The sequence below is a fragment of the Glaciimonas sp. PCH181 genome (assembly GCF_003056055.1).
Lineage (GTDB): Bacteria > Pseudomonadota > Gammaproteobacteria > Burkholderiales > Burkholderiaceae_D > Glaciimonas.
Genome location: NZ_PYFP01000006.1, coordinates 69,606 through 86,168 on the forward strand (window position 1 = coordinate 69,606; position 16,563 = coordinate 86,168).

The window sequence follows — 16,563 nt, forward strand, 5'->3', positions numbered from 1 at the left end:
CCCCGAGACCTTCAAATAGATTGCTCAGAAAAAATAATCTTGGTGCGCGCCCGTTTTGCAATCCTATTCCCAGCTTTATTTACACTCTCAACATACGCGACCCGAACTTTATTGCAGACGAAAAAAAGAGGCCGAAGCCTCTTTTTATTACATCTAAGTTACTCTATGGAAAGTCTGCTGAATTACAGCATAGCCTTCAACAAACGTGCCATCTCAGATGGATTCTTAGTGGTTTTGATACCGCAAGCTTCCATGATGTCGAGTTTAGCTTGTGCTGTATCGGCGCCGCCGGAAATCAACGCACCAGCGTGACCCATACGTTTACCGGCAGGTGCAGTCACACCAGCGATAAAGTTGACGACAGGCTTTTTCATGTTGTCTTTGATCCAGTAAGCAGCATTCGCTTCATCCGGACCGCCGATTTCACCGATCATGATGACCGCATCGGTATCAGGATCGTCGTTAAACATCTTCATGATGTCGATATGTTTCAGACCATTGATAGGATCGCCGCCGATACCGACTGCTGACGATTGTCCCAGACCCAATGCTGTCAATTGACCGACTGCTTCGTAAGTCAAAGTACCCGAACGCGACACCACGCCAATACGGCCTTTTTTATGGATGTGGCCTGGCATGATACCGATTTTGATTTCGTCTGGTGTAATCAGACCTGGGCAGTTTGGGCCCAACAGCAATGTCTTGCTGCCAGATTTTGCCATGCGGTCTTTCAGTGCCAGCATATCGCGTACAGGAATACCTTCTGTGATGCAGATCGCCAGATCCAGATCCGCTTCAACTGCTTCCCAGATCGCTGCGGCAGCGCCTGCTGGCGGTACGTAGATCACAGAAACGTTGGCGCCGGTAGCCGCTTTGGCTTCAGCAACACTCGCGAAAATAGGAATGCCTTCGAAATCTTCACCCGCTTTTTTCGGGTTGACACCAGCGACAAAAGCTTCTTTGCCATTGGCATAATCACGACAACCACGCGTGTGGAATTGACCGGTTTTGCCGGTGATACCTTGGGTGATAACTTTTGTATCTTTGTTGATCAGGATCGACATGTTTGTTCCTTGCCTTAATTTTTGAGCGCTATGGAATGGATGCAAACGGATGCAAAATTTGCACCGCAGTCACGCCATTCGCACGCTAAATTCACAACGATTATTGACCGTTAGCAGCAGCAACAACCTTCTGCGCGGCTTCTTCCATACTGTCGGCAGCAATGATAGGCAAGCCCGATTCTGCCAGCAATTTCTTGCCGATTTCTTCGTTTGTACCCTTCATGCGCACAACCAGTGGCACGTTCAATGAAACTGCTTTCGATGCGGCGATAACGCCTTCAGCGATAACGTCGCAACGCATGATGCCGCCGAAAATGTTGACCAGAATCGCCTTCAGGCCCGGATTCTTCAACATGATCTTGAACGCTTCTGTTACTTTTTCAGTAGTAGCGCCGCCGCCCACGTCCAGGAAATTGGCTGGCTCACCGCCAAACAATTTGATGGTATCCATCGTTGCCATCGCTAGACCGGCACCGTTCACCAGGCAACCGATATTACCGTCGAGCGAGATGTACGCCAGATCAAATTTCGATGCTTCGATTTCCGCTGGGTCTTCTTCGTCCAGATCGCGATAAGCAACGATTTCCGGTTGACGATACAACGCGTTTGGATCGAAATTGAACTTGGCATCCAGAGCGATGATTTTGCCCGAACCGGTGACGATCAATGGATTGATTTCGGCCAATGAGCAATCAGTTTCCCAATAGGCTTTGTAAAGACCTTGCAATTGCACCCGAGCGTCCGCGATAGAACCCGCTGGTACGCCGATTTTTGCTGAAATGCTGTCTGCATCAGCGTCTGTCAATCCGGTCGATGGATCGATAACGACTTGATGAATTTTTTCTGGATGGCTTTCGGCAACTTCTTCGATGTCCATACCACCTTCGCTTGATGCCATCAGCACCACGCGTTGGCTAACCCGATCAGTCACCATACTGACGTATAGCTCTTGCTTGATGTCAGCGCCTTCTTCGATCAGCAAACGACGCACTTTTTGACCTTCTGGGCCAGTTTGATGCGTGATCAGTTGCATACCGAGAATCTCGTTCGCGTATTCACGGACTTGTTCCAACGATTTAGCAACTTTCACGCCGCCGCCTTTACCGCGACCACCTGCGTGGATTTGTGCCTTTACGACCCAAACCGAACCGCCGAGCGTTTCAGCAGCTTTAACTGCCTCATCGACGCTCAGACACGGAATACCGCGTGGTGTTGTTACTCCGAATTTGCGGAGAATTTCCTTGCCCTGATACTCATGGATTTTCATGCGAGCTTCCCTTCTGACGCTGATTTAAATTAACTTGCTGGTTGGACTAGATAAAACGCACTTAGAAATACAAATACATTACAAAAACTACATGACCCTAACTGGATTCTTTTTCTGGTGGAGCTGATGTTTCTGGTGGCACCGGCGTGGCGATTGGTGCAATCGGGTTATGCACTGCCCACCTTGGATAATACTGTGCGACAACTGCGCCATCACTGCGTAATGCGTGGCAACTATCAATCTGAAATGGCTTTTGGCCCTCTGTATCAACCGCCCTGATGCCGTTACTTTCTGGCTCGTGCGAAAATGCCTGAATTGCTGCAGTGGGTAATATCTGCGCCAATTCGGTTAAATGCGTGCACCCCAAAGCGCCCCCAATGCGCGCTTTCACCATCCCACGAAAACCTTTTAAAAGACTTAAACCGACCAATTGCTTATAGGCGGGCGCGATTGTATTGCAACTCCCGGGATAAGGCACCGCCTCGGAATTCGCTTCAACGGCAACAATGATGTATTGGTGATCTAAAGTGATACGCAGCCACAGGCTATGCACAGGCTCGCCAGCAGGCAATATGCCGCGGGCAAGCTTAAGGTCATTGGCTTTGATATCGGTAATGTGCGCGTCTAACTCCCATAAGCCGTCTTCACGTATGAACGCGTCGATTTGTATGGTGCGCGTATGCTGTAGCGCCCGGCGGGAAGTAGAGGGTAATAGAGACATTTTGATGGTCTGATTTGCGTCGCGTTATCACAGTTTCTATGATAACTACCGCTCCTGCGGTCTGCAAAAACCACAAAAGTGTAGCACAGCTGGCCGGAATAGGTGAGTTTGTGTGCATTGCAATAATGACATCACGGTGCGCGCTTTTGGTTTTATTTCCATGAAGAAATGCTGTAAATTTGGCAGCTTAGTGGAGATATGGCCTTAGATATGACCTTATTAGCCACGACATTCAACTAAAACTTTCCCCAGTGTCATCCTGATCCACATCACACTCCTCTTCACGAGCCCCTTTAATTGCCGCTTGCACTGCTCGATGAGAAAATCCGCGTTGTAGCAAAAAACGCATCTGCTTGACGCGCTCGTTGGCATCAATTGGCTGATGATCAAACTTCTTACGCCAGACTTCACGGGCACGGCCGACCTCGCCATCGGCAAGCTGCGTCTTGATCGTGCTGATGGCATCGCCGCCAATACCGTGACTTTGCAACTCCATCAGAATCCGGCTATTGCCGAAGCGACTGGCGCGACGATGGACTAACGACTCAGAAAAACGCTCTTGCGATAAAAACTTTGATGCCTCAAGCCAATCGAGCACCGCCACGATATCGTCACCCTCTTGCACATAGCGCGACAACTTCCGCATTAACTCCATGCGACTATGTTCTCGCATCGATAAATAGCGGAGCGCTCTGGCTTTAAGACTGATAGTTGGTTTTGCCATGGCTGAGTATGATGAAAATGAAGATGATGAACATTGAAAAGATGGCGAATTTGCGTAAATCGCAGGCACCTGATCCATCTATTGATAGGAGTATCGCAAAGTTTATGCGTTCGCCGTCTAGCGATACCGGCGCTGTACTGAAGAAGATGCACTGATGGGCTGCGTAATGCCACCAAAGACAACCATGAATCAGCAACTAACTAACTAACTAACTAACTAACTAACTAACTAACTAACTAACAAGCAGAAGCCAACAACTAAAAACCAGATTTTTAACGATGCACTAAACCGCTACGTTTTTTGTATGATCCCGGCTTAACAATGTTACTGCGCTTCGTCAAATAACGTAATAAATGACTCAGTAAATAAATTAATAAACTAGTTAATGGACTTACTTACTGCGCCTATTTGCGTCACCAAATAAAAATCGGGCGGAAGGTATGATCCTTTCCGCCCGACTTGGTACAACTTAATTATTCTACTTTTGCAGCTGCTGCTTCCTTGGCGGCTGCTTTTTCAGCTGCTTTGGCGGCTTTCTCGGCCGCCTTATCGGTTTCTCCGGTAACAGCGCCTTCCAGCAATGGCACGCCTAATGATGCACGCACTTTGTTTTCTATCTCACGCGCCAGTTCCGGGCGTTCTTTCAGATAGTTACGGGCATTGTCTTTACCTTGGCCAATACGCTCACCGTTGTAGCTATACCACGCACCCGATTTTTCGACGATTTTTGCGTCCGAACCAAGGTCCAGAATTTCGCCTTCACGGGAAGTACCCGAGCCGTAAAGAATATCGAAATGCGCTTCTTTGAACGGCGGAGCAATTTTATTCTTAACGACCTTCACACGTGTTTCGTTGCCAATCACTTCGTCGCCGGACTTAATAGAGCCGGTACGGCGAATATCCAGACGTACCGAAGCGTAGAATTTCAACGCATTACCACCGGTAGTTGTTTCAGGATTGCCGAACATAACGCCAATCTTCATACGAATCTGGTTAATAAAAATCACCAGCGTATTAGTACGATTGATACTGCCGGTCAATTTACGCAATGCTTGCGACATCAACCGTGCTTGCAGACCCGGCAGTGAATCGCCCATGTCACCTTCAATTTCGGCCCGTGGCGTTAAAGCAGCTACGGAGTCGATGACGATCAGGTCAACACCGCCTGAACGCACCAGCGCGTCAGTAATTTCCAGTGCCTGCTCACCTGTATCAGGTTGTGAAATCAGCAGATCGGCCAGATTAATACCCAATTTTTGTGCATAGCCAACGTCCAGCGCGTGTTCCGCATCGATAAATGCGCAAGTACCACCCAATTTTTGCATTTCGGCAATGGTTTGCAGCGTCAGCGTCGTTTTTCCAGATGATTCAGGACCGTAGATTTCTACGACACGACCGCGTGGCAAACCGCCCACACCCAGCGCAATGTCCAGACCCAACGAACCAGTCGACACGACTTGTACTTCTTCAACCACGGCGCCGTCTTCCATGCGCATGATTGAACCTTTGCCGAATTGCTTTTCGATTTGTGCCAGTGCTGCGGCAAGAGCCTTGCTTTTATCGGGATTCGCGGCGGATTTTTTATCGTCCATGGATGTTCTTTCGGCAAAAGGAGGAAGTGAATAGACAGTACTGTATAAAAAAACAGTGCTTTATGCAAGCGTTGTGAGATTAAAGTTAGTGTGTGTTGCAAATTCGGGTTGAAATGCAGCCTGCAAAATTGTTCTGCAAGACCGCATTCTAAACCTGTGGGCGAAGTTGGTGAAATTCCAGCCTCTGACATAATACGCAAGCACTTACCATCGCGCTCATCTTAAAATAGGATAAGCATCGACCATCACAAGGAACTGGAATGACATCGACAAATACGAAAGCAAGCTTCTACACCGGTCTGGAGAGCAATCTGAATGCTTTGCGTGAGCAAGGTCTGTATAAACCAGAACGCGTGATTAGTTCGCGCCAGGGAGCGGAAGTCGTTTGCGACGATGGCAGAACCCTGATCAATCTGTGCGCGAACAATTATTTAGGCTTGTCCGGCGATGAAAAATTAGTTCAGGCATCGATTGAGGCGACCGAGCAATACGGCTATGGCTTATCGTCTGTGCGCTTTATTTGCGGCACCCAGACCGTCCATAAAGAGCTGGAGCAAGCGCTGTCCGCCTTTCTCGGCATGGAAGACACGATTCTATACGCCGCCGCATTCGATGCCAACGGCGGTCTGTTCGAGCCGCTATTTGACGAACAAGACGCGATTATTTCCGATACCCTGAATCACGCCTCCATCATTGATGGCATCCGCCTGTGTAAAGCAGCGCGTTTCCGTTATACGCATAACGATATGGCCGATCTGGAAGTGCAATTGCAGGCCGCCGCCGACAAACGGCATAAAGTCATCGTCACCGATGGCGTGTTTTCAATGGATGGCACGATCGCGCAACTCGACAAAATCTGCGATCTGGCAGACAAATACGGCGCATTAGTCATGATCGACGAATGCCACGCCTCAGGCTTCATGGGCCAGACCGGGCGCGGCACGCACGAGCATCATCACGTCATGGGCCGCGTCGATATCATCACCGGCACACTCGGCAAAGCACTCGGCGGCGCGATGGGCGGTTTTACTGCTGCACGGCGAGAAGTCATAGAAACGCTACGACAAAAATCACGTCCTTATTTGTTCTCCAATTCACTCGCCCCCGCGATAGCAGGTACGTCGCTGGCGGTTTTGAAGCTGCTTTCATCCTCCACGGAATTACGCGACCGTTTGCACGCTAACACCACCCATTTCCGTCGTGAAATCACGCAATTAGGTTTCACCATCAAACCCGGCACCCATCCTATCGTGCCGGTCATGCTGTTCGATGCCCCGATAGCGCAACAATTCGCGCAACGCCTGTATGCATTAGGCGTTCTGGTGACCGGTTTTTTTTATCCTGTCGTACCGATGGGACAAGCACGCGTAAGGGTGCAAATGTCGGCTGCACACAGCATCGCGCAACTAGATCAGGCACTCGCCGCATTTGGGCAAGTCGGGCAAGAACTTGGCCTGTTGAAGAATTAAGATGGTGATGAAAATGGAAAAAATTCTGGTGATCGGCGCCAACGGTCAAATTGGTAGCGAACTGGTGGACGCGCTCACAGTAAAACATGGCGTCGAGAACGTTATCGCCGCCGATATCGCCCCCGCCAGTTTGTATGGCGCGGCGAATTACGTGCATGTGGATGTACTCGACAGCGCTCGGCTGGCAAAGGTAGTCGATAGTTATGACGTGACGCAGGTCTATCAATTAGCGGCATTGTTGTCCGTCACAGGCGAGCAAGCGCCACTAAAAGCCTGGACCCTGAATATCAACGGCTTGTTAAATATTTTGGAGTTAGCCCGAGAGCGTGGTCTGGCTGGCAAACCTTTGCGGCTGTTCTGGCCATCGTCCATCGCGGCATTCGGGCCACACACACCCGCCGTTGATACGCCGCAGCTGGCGGTAATGGATCCCACTACCATCTACGGCATCAGCAAACAGGCCGGCGAACGGCTGTGCGACTACTATTTCAGCAAGTACGGGATTGATGTTCGCAGCATCCGTTATCCCGGCATCATCAGCTATAAATCCCCGCCGGGCGGCGGTACGACCGACTATGCGATTGCTATTTTTCATGCAGCAAAGCAGGCCGAGCCTTACACCTGTTTTCTCGGACCGGAAACGACGTTGCCGATGATTTATATGCCCGATGCGATCCGCGCCACGATCGAATTGATGGCGGCACCTGCGGCACAAATACGCACAAGGTCAGCGTACAACGTAAGCGGACTCAGCTTTAGCCCAGCCCAGTTGGCGCAAGCCATCAAACAGCTATTGCCTGACTTTGAGATGCGTTATCAGCCAGACGACCGGCAGGAAATCGCCGACAGCTGGCCGCAAAGCCTTGACGATACTCACGCCCGCGCCGATTGGGGCTGGCGTGCAGACGTCGGTCTGGCGCAATTGGTAAAAGACATGCTGGAGAATGTTCGGGCGGCGTAAAAAGAAGGCCTGATCCGACTTGAATTTATGGCAGTCCGGCTCTCTGAAAGGTCGTTACAAAAGGGCGGCGCGAACTTTATGCGCCGCCCTTTTTACGTCCGCTGCTAAAGATGAGTGCAACTATTCAGCGGGACGGCTACAAATAAGTGTCCGCCATTTTGTGACGGAATAAGCGCCCGCAGGAAGCAACACACAAATCGCCGCGCAAAAGACTATCGTAAATCCCATTACGTCGGCAACGCTGGGATGTTCACCGAGCAGCAACACCGCGCTAGACACGCCCACTACCGGCACCAGCAAAGTACCCAACGCCGCCGCCCCTGCTGGCAGACGTGCAATAATTTCAAACCAGAGTACGTAACCCAGCGTCATCCCAAAGAAAATGTGATACGTCAAAGCAAACAGTACTTTTGAGGATAAATGCGCCAGATGCGGCATCCCTTCAAACGCTAATAATCCGGTCAATGCAACCAGCGCGCCGACCAGTAATTGCCAGGCTGCAATCGCCAAAGGCTCAGCCGCTATCCTGGCCCATTTCATATGCACAGTACCCACCGCCCACGTCAGTGCAGCCGCTAGTGCCAGCAAAATGCCATGCGGCAAACCATTTCCGATTAATGGATAGATCAGAATAATTAGTCCGGCCGCACCCAAAGCCAGCCCAATCCAGCGCATAACGTTCAGGCGCTCGCCCAGAACAATGCGCGCCAGCAGCGTTGCCCATAACGGCATCGAATAAGTGATGATAGCCACGCGAGAAGTGGCAGCGCCCAGCTGTGCAAAAGTCAGCAAAATATTGAACAACGCGATATTCAACAGTCCCGCAAAGAAGACGTGCCAACGGTCACGCACCAGCGAAATTCGGAGCGTGCGCCGTTGCACAATTGCCAGTAAAAATAGCGTGCATGCTGCTGCGCCTAACCCGATTGCGCGCAAGGTCCATGGCGAAATACCGCTCAGCGAGACCTTCACCGCTGGCCAGTTCAAGCCCCATACTATTCCCAGCAACACCAGCATTAGTTTCGCTTTAATGTATTCTCCGAATCTGTTGCGCTGGGGCTCACTGACCTCCACTACCATTGCGTATCAGCATCCAATGGATAAATAGGACGGCGTACATTTTTGATCGGAAACAAGCCGAAATTTGAACTAGTCGGACCGCCCGTATCCGAATCGCACTCTTCCAATCCCTTGCTGATTGGTCCGAATACCGGGCGACAGTACATACGCGATTTCAGAATCAGAAAAGTTTTTTGCGCCGGGTCCAGACCCATGCTGGTAAAGACGCCAAGATCGTAAGGCTCCACCCGCTCCTCTGTCACCACGATCTGTGCTACGCCGATATCAAACAACACGCTTTTACCCATCTGCACCGTAGAGCCGGTATAGATCGGCCCCGTCACGCTAAACCGGCCATCGGTTATAGCCACAACCTTGCCGGTCAACGTCAGCGGCGTTTTGGTGATGCCCTGACGAACCAACGCAACCTTATTGCCGAGTGTAATAGTGGCAACGCCGCCGATACCTGCTGCGATCAGTTCAGCAACTGCCTGTGGATCGCTGATCGGGCCAACGCCGATATCTTCCAGTCCCTGCTCGATGGCCGCCTCCAGCACATCCATCGTATTGCAAGTACCGCCCGACATCACATTGTCGCTATGGTCTAGCAATAGCACCGGTCCGGCCCCTGTGGCAGCGTCTGCGGCCATCGCTTTGGCGCGGCTTAACGATTCACGCAAAGGCTTGCTGTCATAGACAAACCCCGCGCGCTCAGTCCACATCGTGCGGGCGATATTTTCTGCAACCTTATTTGCAAGGGCCGGATCATTGTCAGCGACCACCACCACCGACATACCGGCATCATGAAAGTCCGATAACGGGAAACCCGCAAGGATCGACACCGCCAATACACCGGGTTCAGACTCCGCAGCAATCGCGGCCTGCACTGCCCGCTGCATCGCGCTAATCGAGGTATTACTAGTCAACGTCGCCGACAGCAGCGGCAACTGACGCCAGCCGACGACCGGACGACTTTTTTGCTCAAGCATCGCTACCAACAAACGGCCAGCATGCTCGCCAGTCTCGTACATATCGATATGCGGATAAGTCTTGAAACTGACCATGATGTCAGCGTTATCGATCATCTTTTGCGTCACGTTTGCATGCAGATCAAGGGCTACGCACAGCGGCGTATTCGGCGCAATCTGGCGTATTTTTTCCAACAGTGTGCCTTCCCCGTCTTCCGCATTTTCGGCCACCATTGCACCGTGCAAATCCAGCATGATCGCATCGCAACCGGCGCTCACCGCCCGCAGGATGGCGTCGTTCATCAATGTATAAGCATCTGCGTCAACGGCAGCGCTGGGGCTGGCCATTGCTGCCAACGGCGTCACGATGGTTGCGCCCAACGCTTCTGCAACATCAAGAAATGCGCCCATAGCAGTACGCGCCCCTTTTTGATCCAGATAGGCTGCCGCATCAAATTGCGGCGCAAACGCTTCTAGTGGCGTCGCAATCGGCGAAAACGTATTTGTTTCATGATTCAGACGAGCGATAACGATTTTCAATGCCATTTTCTTGTTCCTCTACTATTTACTGCATCAAACTACATCATCAGAAAATCAAGAAACCACGACCGCACTAGCCAGCATCGCATGCAACAAAACGTTGGCTCCGGCTTCCAGATGTTCCGGTTTAGCGTCTTCGATTTCATTGTGACTAACGCCGTCCTTGCACGGCACGAAGATCATGCCTGACGGTGCCACGCGCGCCGTGTAAATCGCATCGTGACCTGCGCCCGAGACCACATCCATCGTCGCGTAGCCCAGCATGTTGGCAGCGTTGCGTACTTGCGAGACGCAATCCGGATGGAAAGCACAAGGCGGGAAATAGGAAACGCGCTGCAAGGTTATGCCCAATCCGGTATCGGCGCGCAGCTTGTCTATATAGGCGTCCAGCTCAGCGTTCATGCTGTCAAGCGTCGCGTCGCTGACATTGCGCAAATCGATCGAAAATGTCACTTGTCCGGGAATCACGTTACGGCTGTTCGGCATCACCTGTACCGAGCCAACTGTGCCACGGCCATACGGTGGATAACGCAGCGCAATGGCCACTACTTCCTGCATGATGTAAGTTGCCACCTGCAACGCATCGCGTCGGATCGCCATCGGCGTCGGTCCGGCATGGGATTCGAAACCGGTGACGACGCAGTCATACCAGGCCAGCCCCAGCACCGCTGGCACCACGCCGATCACAGTGTCGGCGTTTTCCAACACAGGCCCTTGTTCGATATGCGCTTCGTAATACGCGCCGATAGGATGGTCGCCGCTGATCTGATCGCCGATATAGCCGATGCGTGCAAGCTCATCCTTGACGGTCTTGCCTTCAGTATCCTTCGCGGCGTAGGCATGTTCCAGCGTGAACGCGCCGCAGAAAACGCCAGATCCCATCATCACTGGCACAAAGCGCGAACCCTCTTCGTTGGTCCAGACCGCGACTTCGATAGGCGCTTCGGTTTGAATGTTGTGCTGGTTCAGCGTACGGATAACTTCCAGGCCGGACAGCACGCCGTAATTGCCATCGAACTTGCCGCCGGTCGGTTGCGTGTCGATATGCGAACCGGTCATTACCGGCGGCAAATCGTTGTTGCGTCCGGCACGTCGCATGAAAATATTACCGATCTGATCGACGGTAACGGTCATGCCTTGTTGTATTGCCCAAGCGCTGACCAGATCGCGGCCTTGCTTGTCGAGATCGGTCAGCGCCAATCGGCATACGCCACCTTTTTGCGTCGCGCCAATCGCGCCCAGATCCATCAGGGACCGCCACAGTCGGTCACCGTCTACTCGCAAAGCATCTATCGTTGAAACTGTTTTCATATCCATGTTGATTCCGTAATTTGTCCACGCGGATCGGCGACGACAGCCGATCTTTCACACTATTTTTACGATGCGTTATGCAATCAGATTTACGCCGAGATAACGATCTTTCGCACCATCGTCGGCCAGAAAATCGGCGTTACTCGCTGTGTACACCACGCGCCCTTGTTCAATGATGTAATGGCGGTCTGCCAGTTGCGTACAGACTTCCAGATTCTGCTCCACCAGAATAATCGACATCCCGGTCGCCTTGATCAGCTTCAATTGCGCGACGATTTCGTCGACAATCACCGGCGCAAGACCTTCCACCGGCTCATCCAGCATCATGACTTTCGGATGCGTCATCAATGCGCGTCCAATCGCCAGCATTTGTTGTTCGCCGCCAGACAACTGACCGCCGCCATTCTTGCGCCGCTCTTGTAAGCGCGGGAAGATTTTATAGACATCCATCAGCCCCCACGCAGAATCGCGGCGCGCCGCCATCGTCAGATTTTCTTCCACCGTCAGTAATTTAAAAATACCCCGATGCTCCGGCACCAGACAAACGCCTCGGGCAGCAATTTGATAAGCTGGCAAGCCAGCCACATTGTTACCCTGAAACATCACCGTGCCTTGTTGCGGCCTCACCACCCCGACAATGCTTTTGAGCGTAGTCGTTTTACCAGCGCCATTGCGGCCCAACAATGTCACCACTTCGCCTTCAGCAACATTGATCGAGATCCCTTGCAGGATGTGGCTCTTGCCGTAATAACTGTGGATTTCATCGACTTTCAGTATCATGCACGGCCTCCTGTAATCATGCTGCCAAGATAGGCGCGACGCACTCGTTCATCGCTGCGAATGGCGTCCGGCTTGCCTTGCGCCAATATCTGTCCTTGCTGCATCACAGTAATTTGATCCGAAATATCCATCACGATATCCATGTTGTGTTCAATCAGCAGCACCGTATAGTTATCCCGCAAACCATGAATCAGACGTTTCATTTCTGCGATGTCGTCAATCCCCATGCCCGATGTCGGCTCATCCAAAAAGATAATCTTCGGTTGTCCAGCCATCGCCATGCCAACTTCCAGCCGGCGTTGCTGTCCGTGCGACAGTTCTGCAGACAGCCGTTCTGCGACCATCTGCAAATTCAGTTGCGTCAGCAATGCATCCGCCATCTCGCACGCCGCCGTCAACGTTTCTGCGCGCCGCCAAGGATTAAAAGCCTGCGCAGGCCGGCGACCTTGCGCGGCCAGCCGCAGATTTTCTCGCACAGTCAGATTGGGAAACAAACTAGTCACCTGAAACGAACGCGCCAACCCTTTACGTACCCGCTTATAACCGGGCAAATGCGCAATCTCTTCACCTTCAATCAAAATGCTACCGCTGGTAATCGGCGTTGTGCCAGTCAGCGTATGAAATAACGTTGTCTTGCCCGCGCCATTTGGTCCAATCACCGAATGCACGATGCCGGGCATAATATCCAGCGTAATGCTATTCACCGCTGTGAACTTGCCATAGCGTTTAGTCACATTGACCGCTTGTAAGATCGGGGTCGTCATCAGTGCGTCTCCTTGCTAGCAACGCTATTTACAGCTTCGACAGCATCGGCACGCGGTCGCTTCAGGCGTTGCAATATCGACTGCGCAAGACCGTATAAACCTTTGTGCATATACAGACTGACCGCGATTAACAGGAAACCCAGCAACATCAACCAGCGCGGCCATAAGCTGGATAACCAGTTACCGATCAGCACATAAAATGCTGCTCCCAGCACCGATGCAAACAGATTGCCGGTGCCGCCGATGACGGTCATGATTAGTATCGATTCGCTGGCGTGATATTCGATATTCGATAACGGCGCAATGCCCGTCATCATCGCGTGCAGACCACCGGCCAGACCGGTCACAGCGCCGGACAGCACAAAGGCCGCAAGTTTGAATAACGTGATGTTGTAACCGACCGCGGCGGCCCGGGTTTCATTCTCGCGTATTGCCAGCAAGGTTTGCCCCAATACCGAATCAACCACGCGCTGTAACAGCCAGAACATCAGCACAAACACCACAGCCACAAAACTGTAATACTGCCATGGCGTTGTAGTCGGCAATAAGGTCATACCGAGCAGCGACAAGTTGGGGCGCGGGATATTTAACAGGCCATTATCGCCGCCGGTAATATCCTTTAACGTATAAGCCAGGAAGTAAAACATTTGCGCAAATGCCAACGTCAGCATCACAAAATAAGTCCCGCGCTGACGAATCGAAAACCAGCCGACCGCCAATGCCACGATTGCCCCGACCAGCATCGCGATCAGCAGCGATGGCAGCAACGACACATGCAAATGCAGCAGCGACAGACCGGTTGCATAACTGCCCAAACCCAGAAAAATACCCTGCCCAAATGACATCAGGCCGGTATAACCCAGCAGCAAATTACAACCCAACGCCGCCAGCGCAAAAATCAATACTTCCGTCGCCAGCGTGCCAGAACTGACGATCAGCGGCAAGATCAGAACGGTCGCAATGACCAGCAGCGTGAAGCGATAATGAACGAAGTTTTTCATTCCTAATCTCCTCAGCTGGAACGGCCGAACAGGCCGTTAGGACGCAGCAGCATCACAGCAGCCATCGCGACGTAAATCATCAGATGGGCGCCCTCGGACCAGATCGTGCTCATCAGACTTTGCACAATTCCCACCAAGATTCCGCCAGCAAGCGCGCCAAAAAAACTGCCCAGTCCGCCGATGACCACCACCACAAAGGCGATACCCAATGCTTCGACGCCCATGAAGGGATCGACCCCGCGTATCGGTGCGGCCAATGCACCTGCCAGCCCCGCTGTGATTGCGCCGAGCGCAAAAACCAGACTAAAAATGCGGTCTATATTGAGTCCCAGCAACGAGACCATTTCCGTCGATTCACTACCAGCGCGCACGATGGCGCCCAGCCGTGTTCCTTCAAGCACCCACCACAACAACAACGCCATGACGGCGGTAACGGCGATGACGAAGAGACGATATTTTGGGAAAATGAAATCACCGAACATCACCACGCCCTGCAATATATCGGGCGGCGAAATATTGTTGCCCAGCGGCCCCCAATAGGAAATCACCGCCTCTTGCACAACGAGTGCCAGACCGACCGTAAACAAAATATGAAAGTGATGCGGCAGCGCATAGATATGGCGCAATACAAATTTTTCTACGATCCAGGCAAACAGGCCGATGACCAACGGCGCGACCAGCAACGACCACCAGAAACTCAGTCCCATTTGGCCCAGTTGAAAACTGAAATAAGCGCCAAGAAGATAAAATGCGCCGTGCGAAAAATTGACGAAACGCAGTAAGCCAAACACGATGCTCAATCCTACTGCAAGCAGGAAATACAACATGCCGATACCGATGCCGTTTGCGACCTGCAACAGATATATATTCATGACACCTCAATACTTGTGATTTGACAGACAGCAGCGACGCGCCATGTCATTGCCATCGCCGCTGTCTTCTTGAAGCTTACTTAAAATTTATTTAAAGCTTATTTAAATTTTTTAAGCAATCTTGCACATGGTTTTATCCAACGGCAGGAAGGACTTGCCGAACGAAACGATATCCGCGTAATCATTTTTGCTACGCATTTTCGATTTCGCTTTGCCCTTAAGAAGATAGTAATTTTTGATCACTTGATGATCGCCCTTGCGCAGTTCTTCCGTACCAGTCAGACCTTCGTATTTCATGCCCTCCATCGCCGCGATTACCGCTTTCGGGTCTGTGCTGTTCGCCTTAATGATCGCGTCCAACACAATCTTGGTGCAAATATAAGAACCGGCAAGACTATAGTTAGGGTCAATCTTCAACGTCGAATTGACGTAACCAACAAATTCTTTATTGAACGGTGCATCAATCGCGTGCCAGTATTGCGCGCCGAAATACACGCCATCGCAAATGTCCGCACCCAACGCTTCGAATTGCTCCAGACCAGAGGCCCAAGCCATCAAAATCGTCATATTATTTTTCATACCGAAACTGACCGCCTGACGCAAAGCATCGGAGGCTTGTGAACCGAAATTCAATAACAGCAATACATCCGGTTTAGCTGCCATCGCGTTGGTCAGATAACCACTGAATTCCTTCTCGGCAAGCGAGTGATAACTGTTGCCGACGTGCTCAATACCTTTTTCCTTGAAGACTTCTTTCGCAGCATTCAACAGGCCGTCGCCAAACACATATTGCGGTGTAATCGTGTACCAGCGTTTCGCCTTCGGCAACTTCTCTAATAGTGGGCGCACGGTTTGTCCGATCGCACCGAAAGTCGGCACCGACCAACGAAACGTCGAGCGATTACATTCACTGCCCGTGATCTCATCCGCGCCTGCGGTGGTAATAAAAATACTGTTAGATTTTTCGGCTTCTTTGCCCATCGCCAATGATTCCGATGACAAGATTCCGCCTGCAAAAAAACGCGTACCTTTGTCCACCGCTTCTTGTACTTTACGTACAGCAGTTGCTGGCTTTCCTTCGGTATCGATCGTGGTGTAACTGAGGCTTTTTCCTAATACTTTGCCATATTTTTGCAGTACCAGCTTCATCCCCATATCTGCATATTTTCCATTTGCGGCGAAGGGACCGGACATCGGCACGGGACAACCAAATTGAATCGCATCCGATTGTGCAAATACATCACTAAACGATAACGCGCCTGGTGCGGCGAGTGCAGAAAGTCTGAGAAAGTCGCGACGATTAATCATATTCACATCTCCAAAAATGACAGTTCATAAAAAGCTTACATCTACAAATATTTATAGCAATTTCTATGCCCACGATAAATAAAAAATTGGCATAAAACACTATTTACATTTCATACGCAGACAGGCGAAATTACACAACACGTACGAGAATAAAAGCAGTGT

General features: G+C 51.3%; 15 protein-coding genes. 2 read left to right on the top strand and 13 right to left on the bottom strand.

The features are described from left to right. Positions 1-182 precede the first annotated feature (182 nt). The 5 genes from sucD to recA form a co-directional block, all read right to left on the bottom strand. On the bottom strand, positions 183-1,064 hold the full coding sequence (gene sucD / locus C7W93_RS23440; RefSeq protein WP_108442756.1) for a succinate--CoA ligase subunit alpha: 882 nt from the start codon (positions 1,062-1,064) through the stop codon (positions 183-185). A gap of 100 nt (positions 1,065-1,164) precedes the next feature. Next, complete coding sequence (gene sucC / locus C7W93_RS23445) at positions 1,165-2,355, bottom strand: ADP-forming succinate--CoA ligase subunit beta (protein ID WP_225870028.1); 1,191 nt, start codon at positions 2,353-2,355, stop codon at positions 1,165-1,167. 73 nt (positions 2,356-2,428) lie between these two features. Continuing rightward, on the bottom strand, positions 2,429-3,052 hold the full coding sequence (locus tag C7W93_RS23450) for a DUF2889 domain-containing protein (RefSeq protein ID WP_108442758.1): 624 nt from the start codon (positions 3,050-3,052) through the stop codon (positions 2,429-2,431). 232 nt (positions 3,053-3,284) lie between these two features. Next, positions 3,285-3,776, bottom strand: coding sequence for a recombination regulator RecX (gene recX, locus C7W93_RS23455; RefSeq protein WP_108442759.1), 492 nt, complete (start codon positions 3,774-3,776; stop codon positions 3,285-3,287). Positions 3,777-4,249: 473 nt separating this feature from the next. Further along, positions 4,250-5,368 (bottom strand): recombinase RecA, encoded by a 1,119-nt coding sequence (recA, locus tag C7W93_RS23460; protein ID WP_108442760.1) that lies wholly within the window; start codon positions 5,366-5,368, stop codon positions 4,250-4,252. 260 nt (positions 5,369-5,628) lie between these two features. On the opposite strand from recA, the gene kbl reads away from it, so the two are divergent. Further along, positions 5,629-6,837, top strand: a complete 1,209-nt coding sequence (gene kbl, locus C7W93_RS23465; RefSeq protein WP_108442761.1) for a glycine C-acetyltransferase — start codon at positions 5,629-5,631, stop codon at positions 6,835-6,837. A gap of 13 nt (positions 6,838-6,850) precedes the next feature. Continuing rightward, entirely contained in the window at positions 6,851-7,798 is a 948-nt protein-coding gene (locus C7W93_RS23470) for an NAD-dependent epimerase/dehydratase family protein (protein WP_201747351.1), read from the top strand. A gap of 120 nt (positions 7,799-7,918) precedes the next feature. Here C7W93_RS23470 and C7W93_RS23475 read toward each other — a convergent pair whose 3' ends face one another. The 8 genes from C7W93_RS23475 to C7W93_RS23510 form a co-directional block, all read right to left on the bottom strand. After that, positions 7,919-8,815 (bottom strand): DMT family transporter, encoded by an 897-nt coding sequence (locus C7W93_RS23475; protein ID WP_108442762.1) that lies wholly within the window; start codon positions 8,813-8,815, stop codon positions 7,919-7,921. A gap of 56 nt (positions 8,816-8,871) precedes the next feature. Then, complete coding sequence (locus C7W93_RS23480) at positions 8,872-10,371, bottom strand: M81 family metallopeptidase (protein WP_108442763.1); 1,500 nt, start codon at positions 10,369-10,371, stop codon at positions 8,872-8,874. A gap of 48 nt (positions 10,372-10,419) precedes the next feature. After that, positions 10,420-11,682: a Zn-dependent hydrolase gene (locus tag C7W93_RS23485; protein WP_108442764.1), complete on the bottom strand. Its 1,263-nt coding sequence runs from the start codon at positions 11,680-11,682 to the stop codon at positions 10,420-10,422. A 69-nt stretch (positions 11,683-11,751) separates the two neighbouring features. After that, the gene (locus C7W93_RS23490) at positions 11,752-12,456 is read right to left on the bottom strand and encodes an ABC transporter ATP-binding protein (RefSeq protein ID WP_108442765.1); all 705 of its coding nucleotides are present in this window, start codon (positions 12,454-12,456) and stop codon (positions 11,752-11,754) included. Next, positions 12,453-13,220 (bottom strand): ABC transporter ATP-binding protein, encoded by a 768-nt coding sequence (locus C7W93_RS23495; RefSeq protein ID WP_108442766.1) that lies wholly within the window; start codon positions 13,218-13,220, stop codon positions 12,453-12,455. The genes C7W93_RS23490 and C7W93_RS23495 overlap by 4 nt, the downstream gene beginning before the upstream one ends. After that, positions 13,220-14,221: a branched-chain amino acid ABC transporter permease gene (locus tag C7W93_RS23500; protein ID WP_108442767.1), complete on the bottom strand. Its 1,002-nt coding sequence runs from the start codon at positions 14,219-14,221 to the stop codon at positions 13,220-13,222. The genes C7W93_RS23495 and C7W93_RS23500 overlap by 1 nt, the downstream gene beginning before the upstream one ends. An 11-nt stretch (positions 14,222-14,232) precedes the next feature. Then, entirely contained in the window at positions 14,233-15,093 is an 861-nt protein-coding gene (locus tag C7W93_RS23505) for a branched-chain amino acid ABC transporter permease (RefSeq protein WP_108442768.1), read from the bottom strand. A 111-nt stretch (positions 15,094-15,204) separates the two neighbouring features. Continuing rightward, positions 15,205-16,401 (bottom strand): ABC transporter substrate-binding protein, encoded by a 1,197-nt coding sequence (locus C7W93_RS23510; RefSeq protein WP_108442769.1) that lies wholly within the window; start codon positions 16,399-16,401, stop codon positions 15,205-15,207. Between the last annotated feature and the right edge of the window lie 162 nt (positions 16,402-16,563).

Bases quoted from the DNA above. Each gene is read 5' to 3' on its own strand.
- C7W93_RS23475 (WP_108442762.1), bottom strand. From the start codon at position 8,815: ATGCTGGTGTTGCTGGGAATAGTATGGGGCTTGAACTGGCCAGCGGTG.
- kbl (WP_108442761.1), top strand. From the start codon at position 5,629: ATGACATCGACAAATACGAAAGCAAGCTTCTACACCGGTCTGGAGAGC.
- C7W93_RS23500 (WP_108442767.1), bottom strand. From the start codon at position 14,221: ATGAAAAACTTCGTTCATTATCGCTTCACGCTGCTGGTCATTGCGACC.
- recX (WP_108442759.1), bottom strand. From the start codon at position 3,776: ATGGCAAAACCAACTATCAGTCTTAAAGCCAGAGCGCTCCGCTATTTA.
- C7W93_RS23485 (WP_108442764.1), bottom strand. From the start codon at position 11,682: ATGGATATGAAAACAGTTTCAACGATAGATGCTTTGCGAGTAGACGGT.
- C7W93_RS23450 (WP_108442758.1), bottom strand. From the start codon at position 3,052: ATGTCTCTATTACCCTCTACTTCCCGCCGGGCGCTACAGCATACGCGC.
- C7W93_RS23505 (WP_108442768.1), bottom strand. From the start codon at position 15,093: ATGAATATATATCTGTTGCAGGTCGCAAACGGCATCGGTATCGGCATG.
- C7W93_RS23480 (WP_108442763.1), bottom strand. From the start codon at position 10,371: ATGGCATTGAAAATCGTTATCGCTCGTCTGAATCATGAAACAAATACG.
- C7W93_RS23510 (WP_108442769.1), bottom strand. From the start codon at position 16,401: ATGATTAATCGTCGCGACTTTCTCAGACTTTCTGCACTCGCCGCACCA.
- recA (WP_108442760.1), bottom strand. From the start codon at position 5,368: ATGGACGATAAAAAATCCGCCGCGAATCCCGATAAAAGCAAGGCTCTT.
- C7W93_RS23495 (WP_108442766.1), bottom strand. From the start codon at position 13,220: ATGACGACCCCGATCTTACAAGCGGTCAATGTGACTAAACGCTATGGC.
- C7W93_RS23490 (WP_108442765.1), bottom strand. From the start codon at position 12,456: ATGATACTGAAAGTCGATGAAATCCACAGTTATTACGGCAAGAGCCAC.
- C7W93_RS23470 (WP_201747351.1), top strand. From the start codon at position 6,851: ATGGAAAAAATTCTGGTGATCGGCGCCAACGGTCAAATTGGTAGCGAA.
- sucD (WP_108442756.1), bottom strand. From the start codon at position 1,064: ATGTCGATCCTGATCAACAAAGATACAAAAGTTATCACCCAAGGTATC.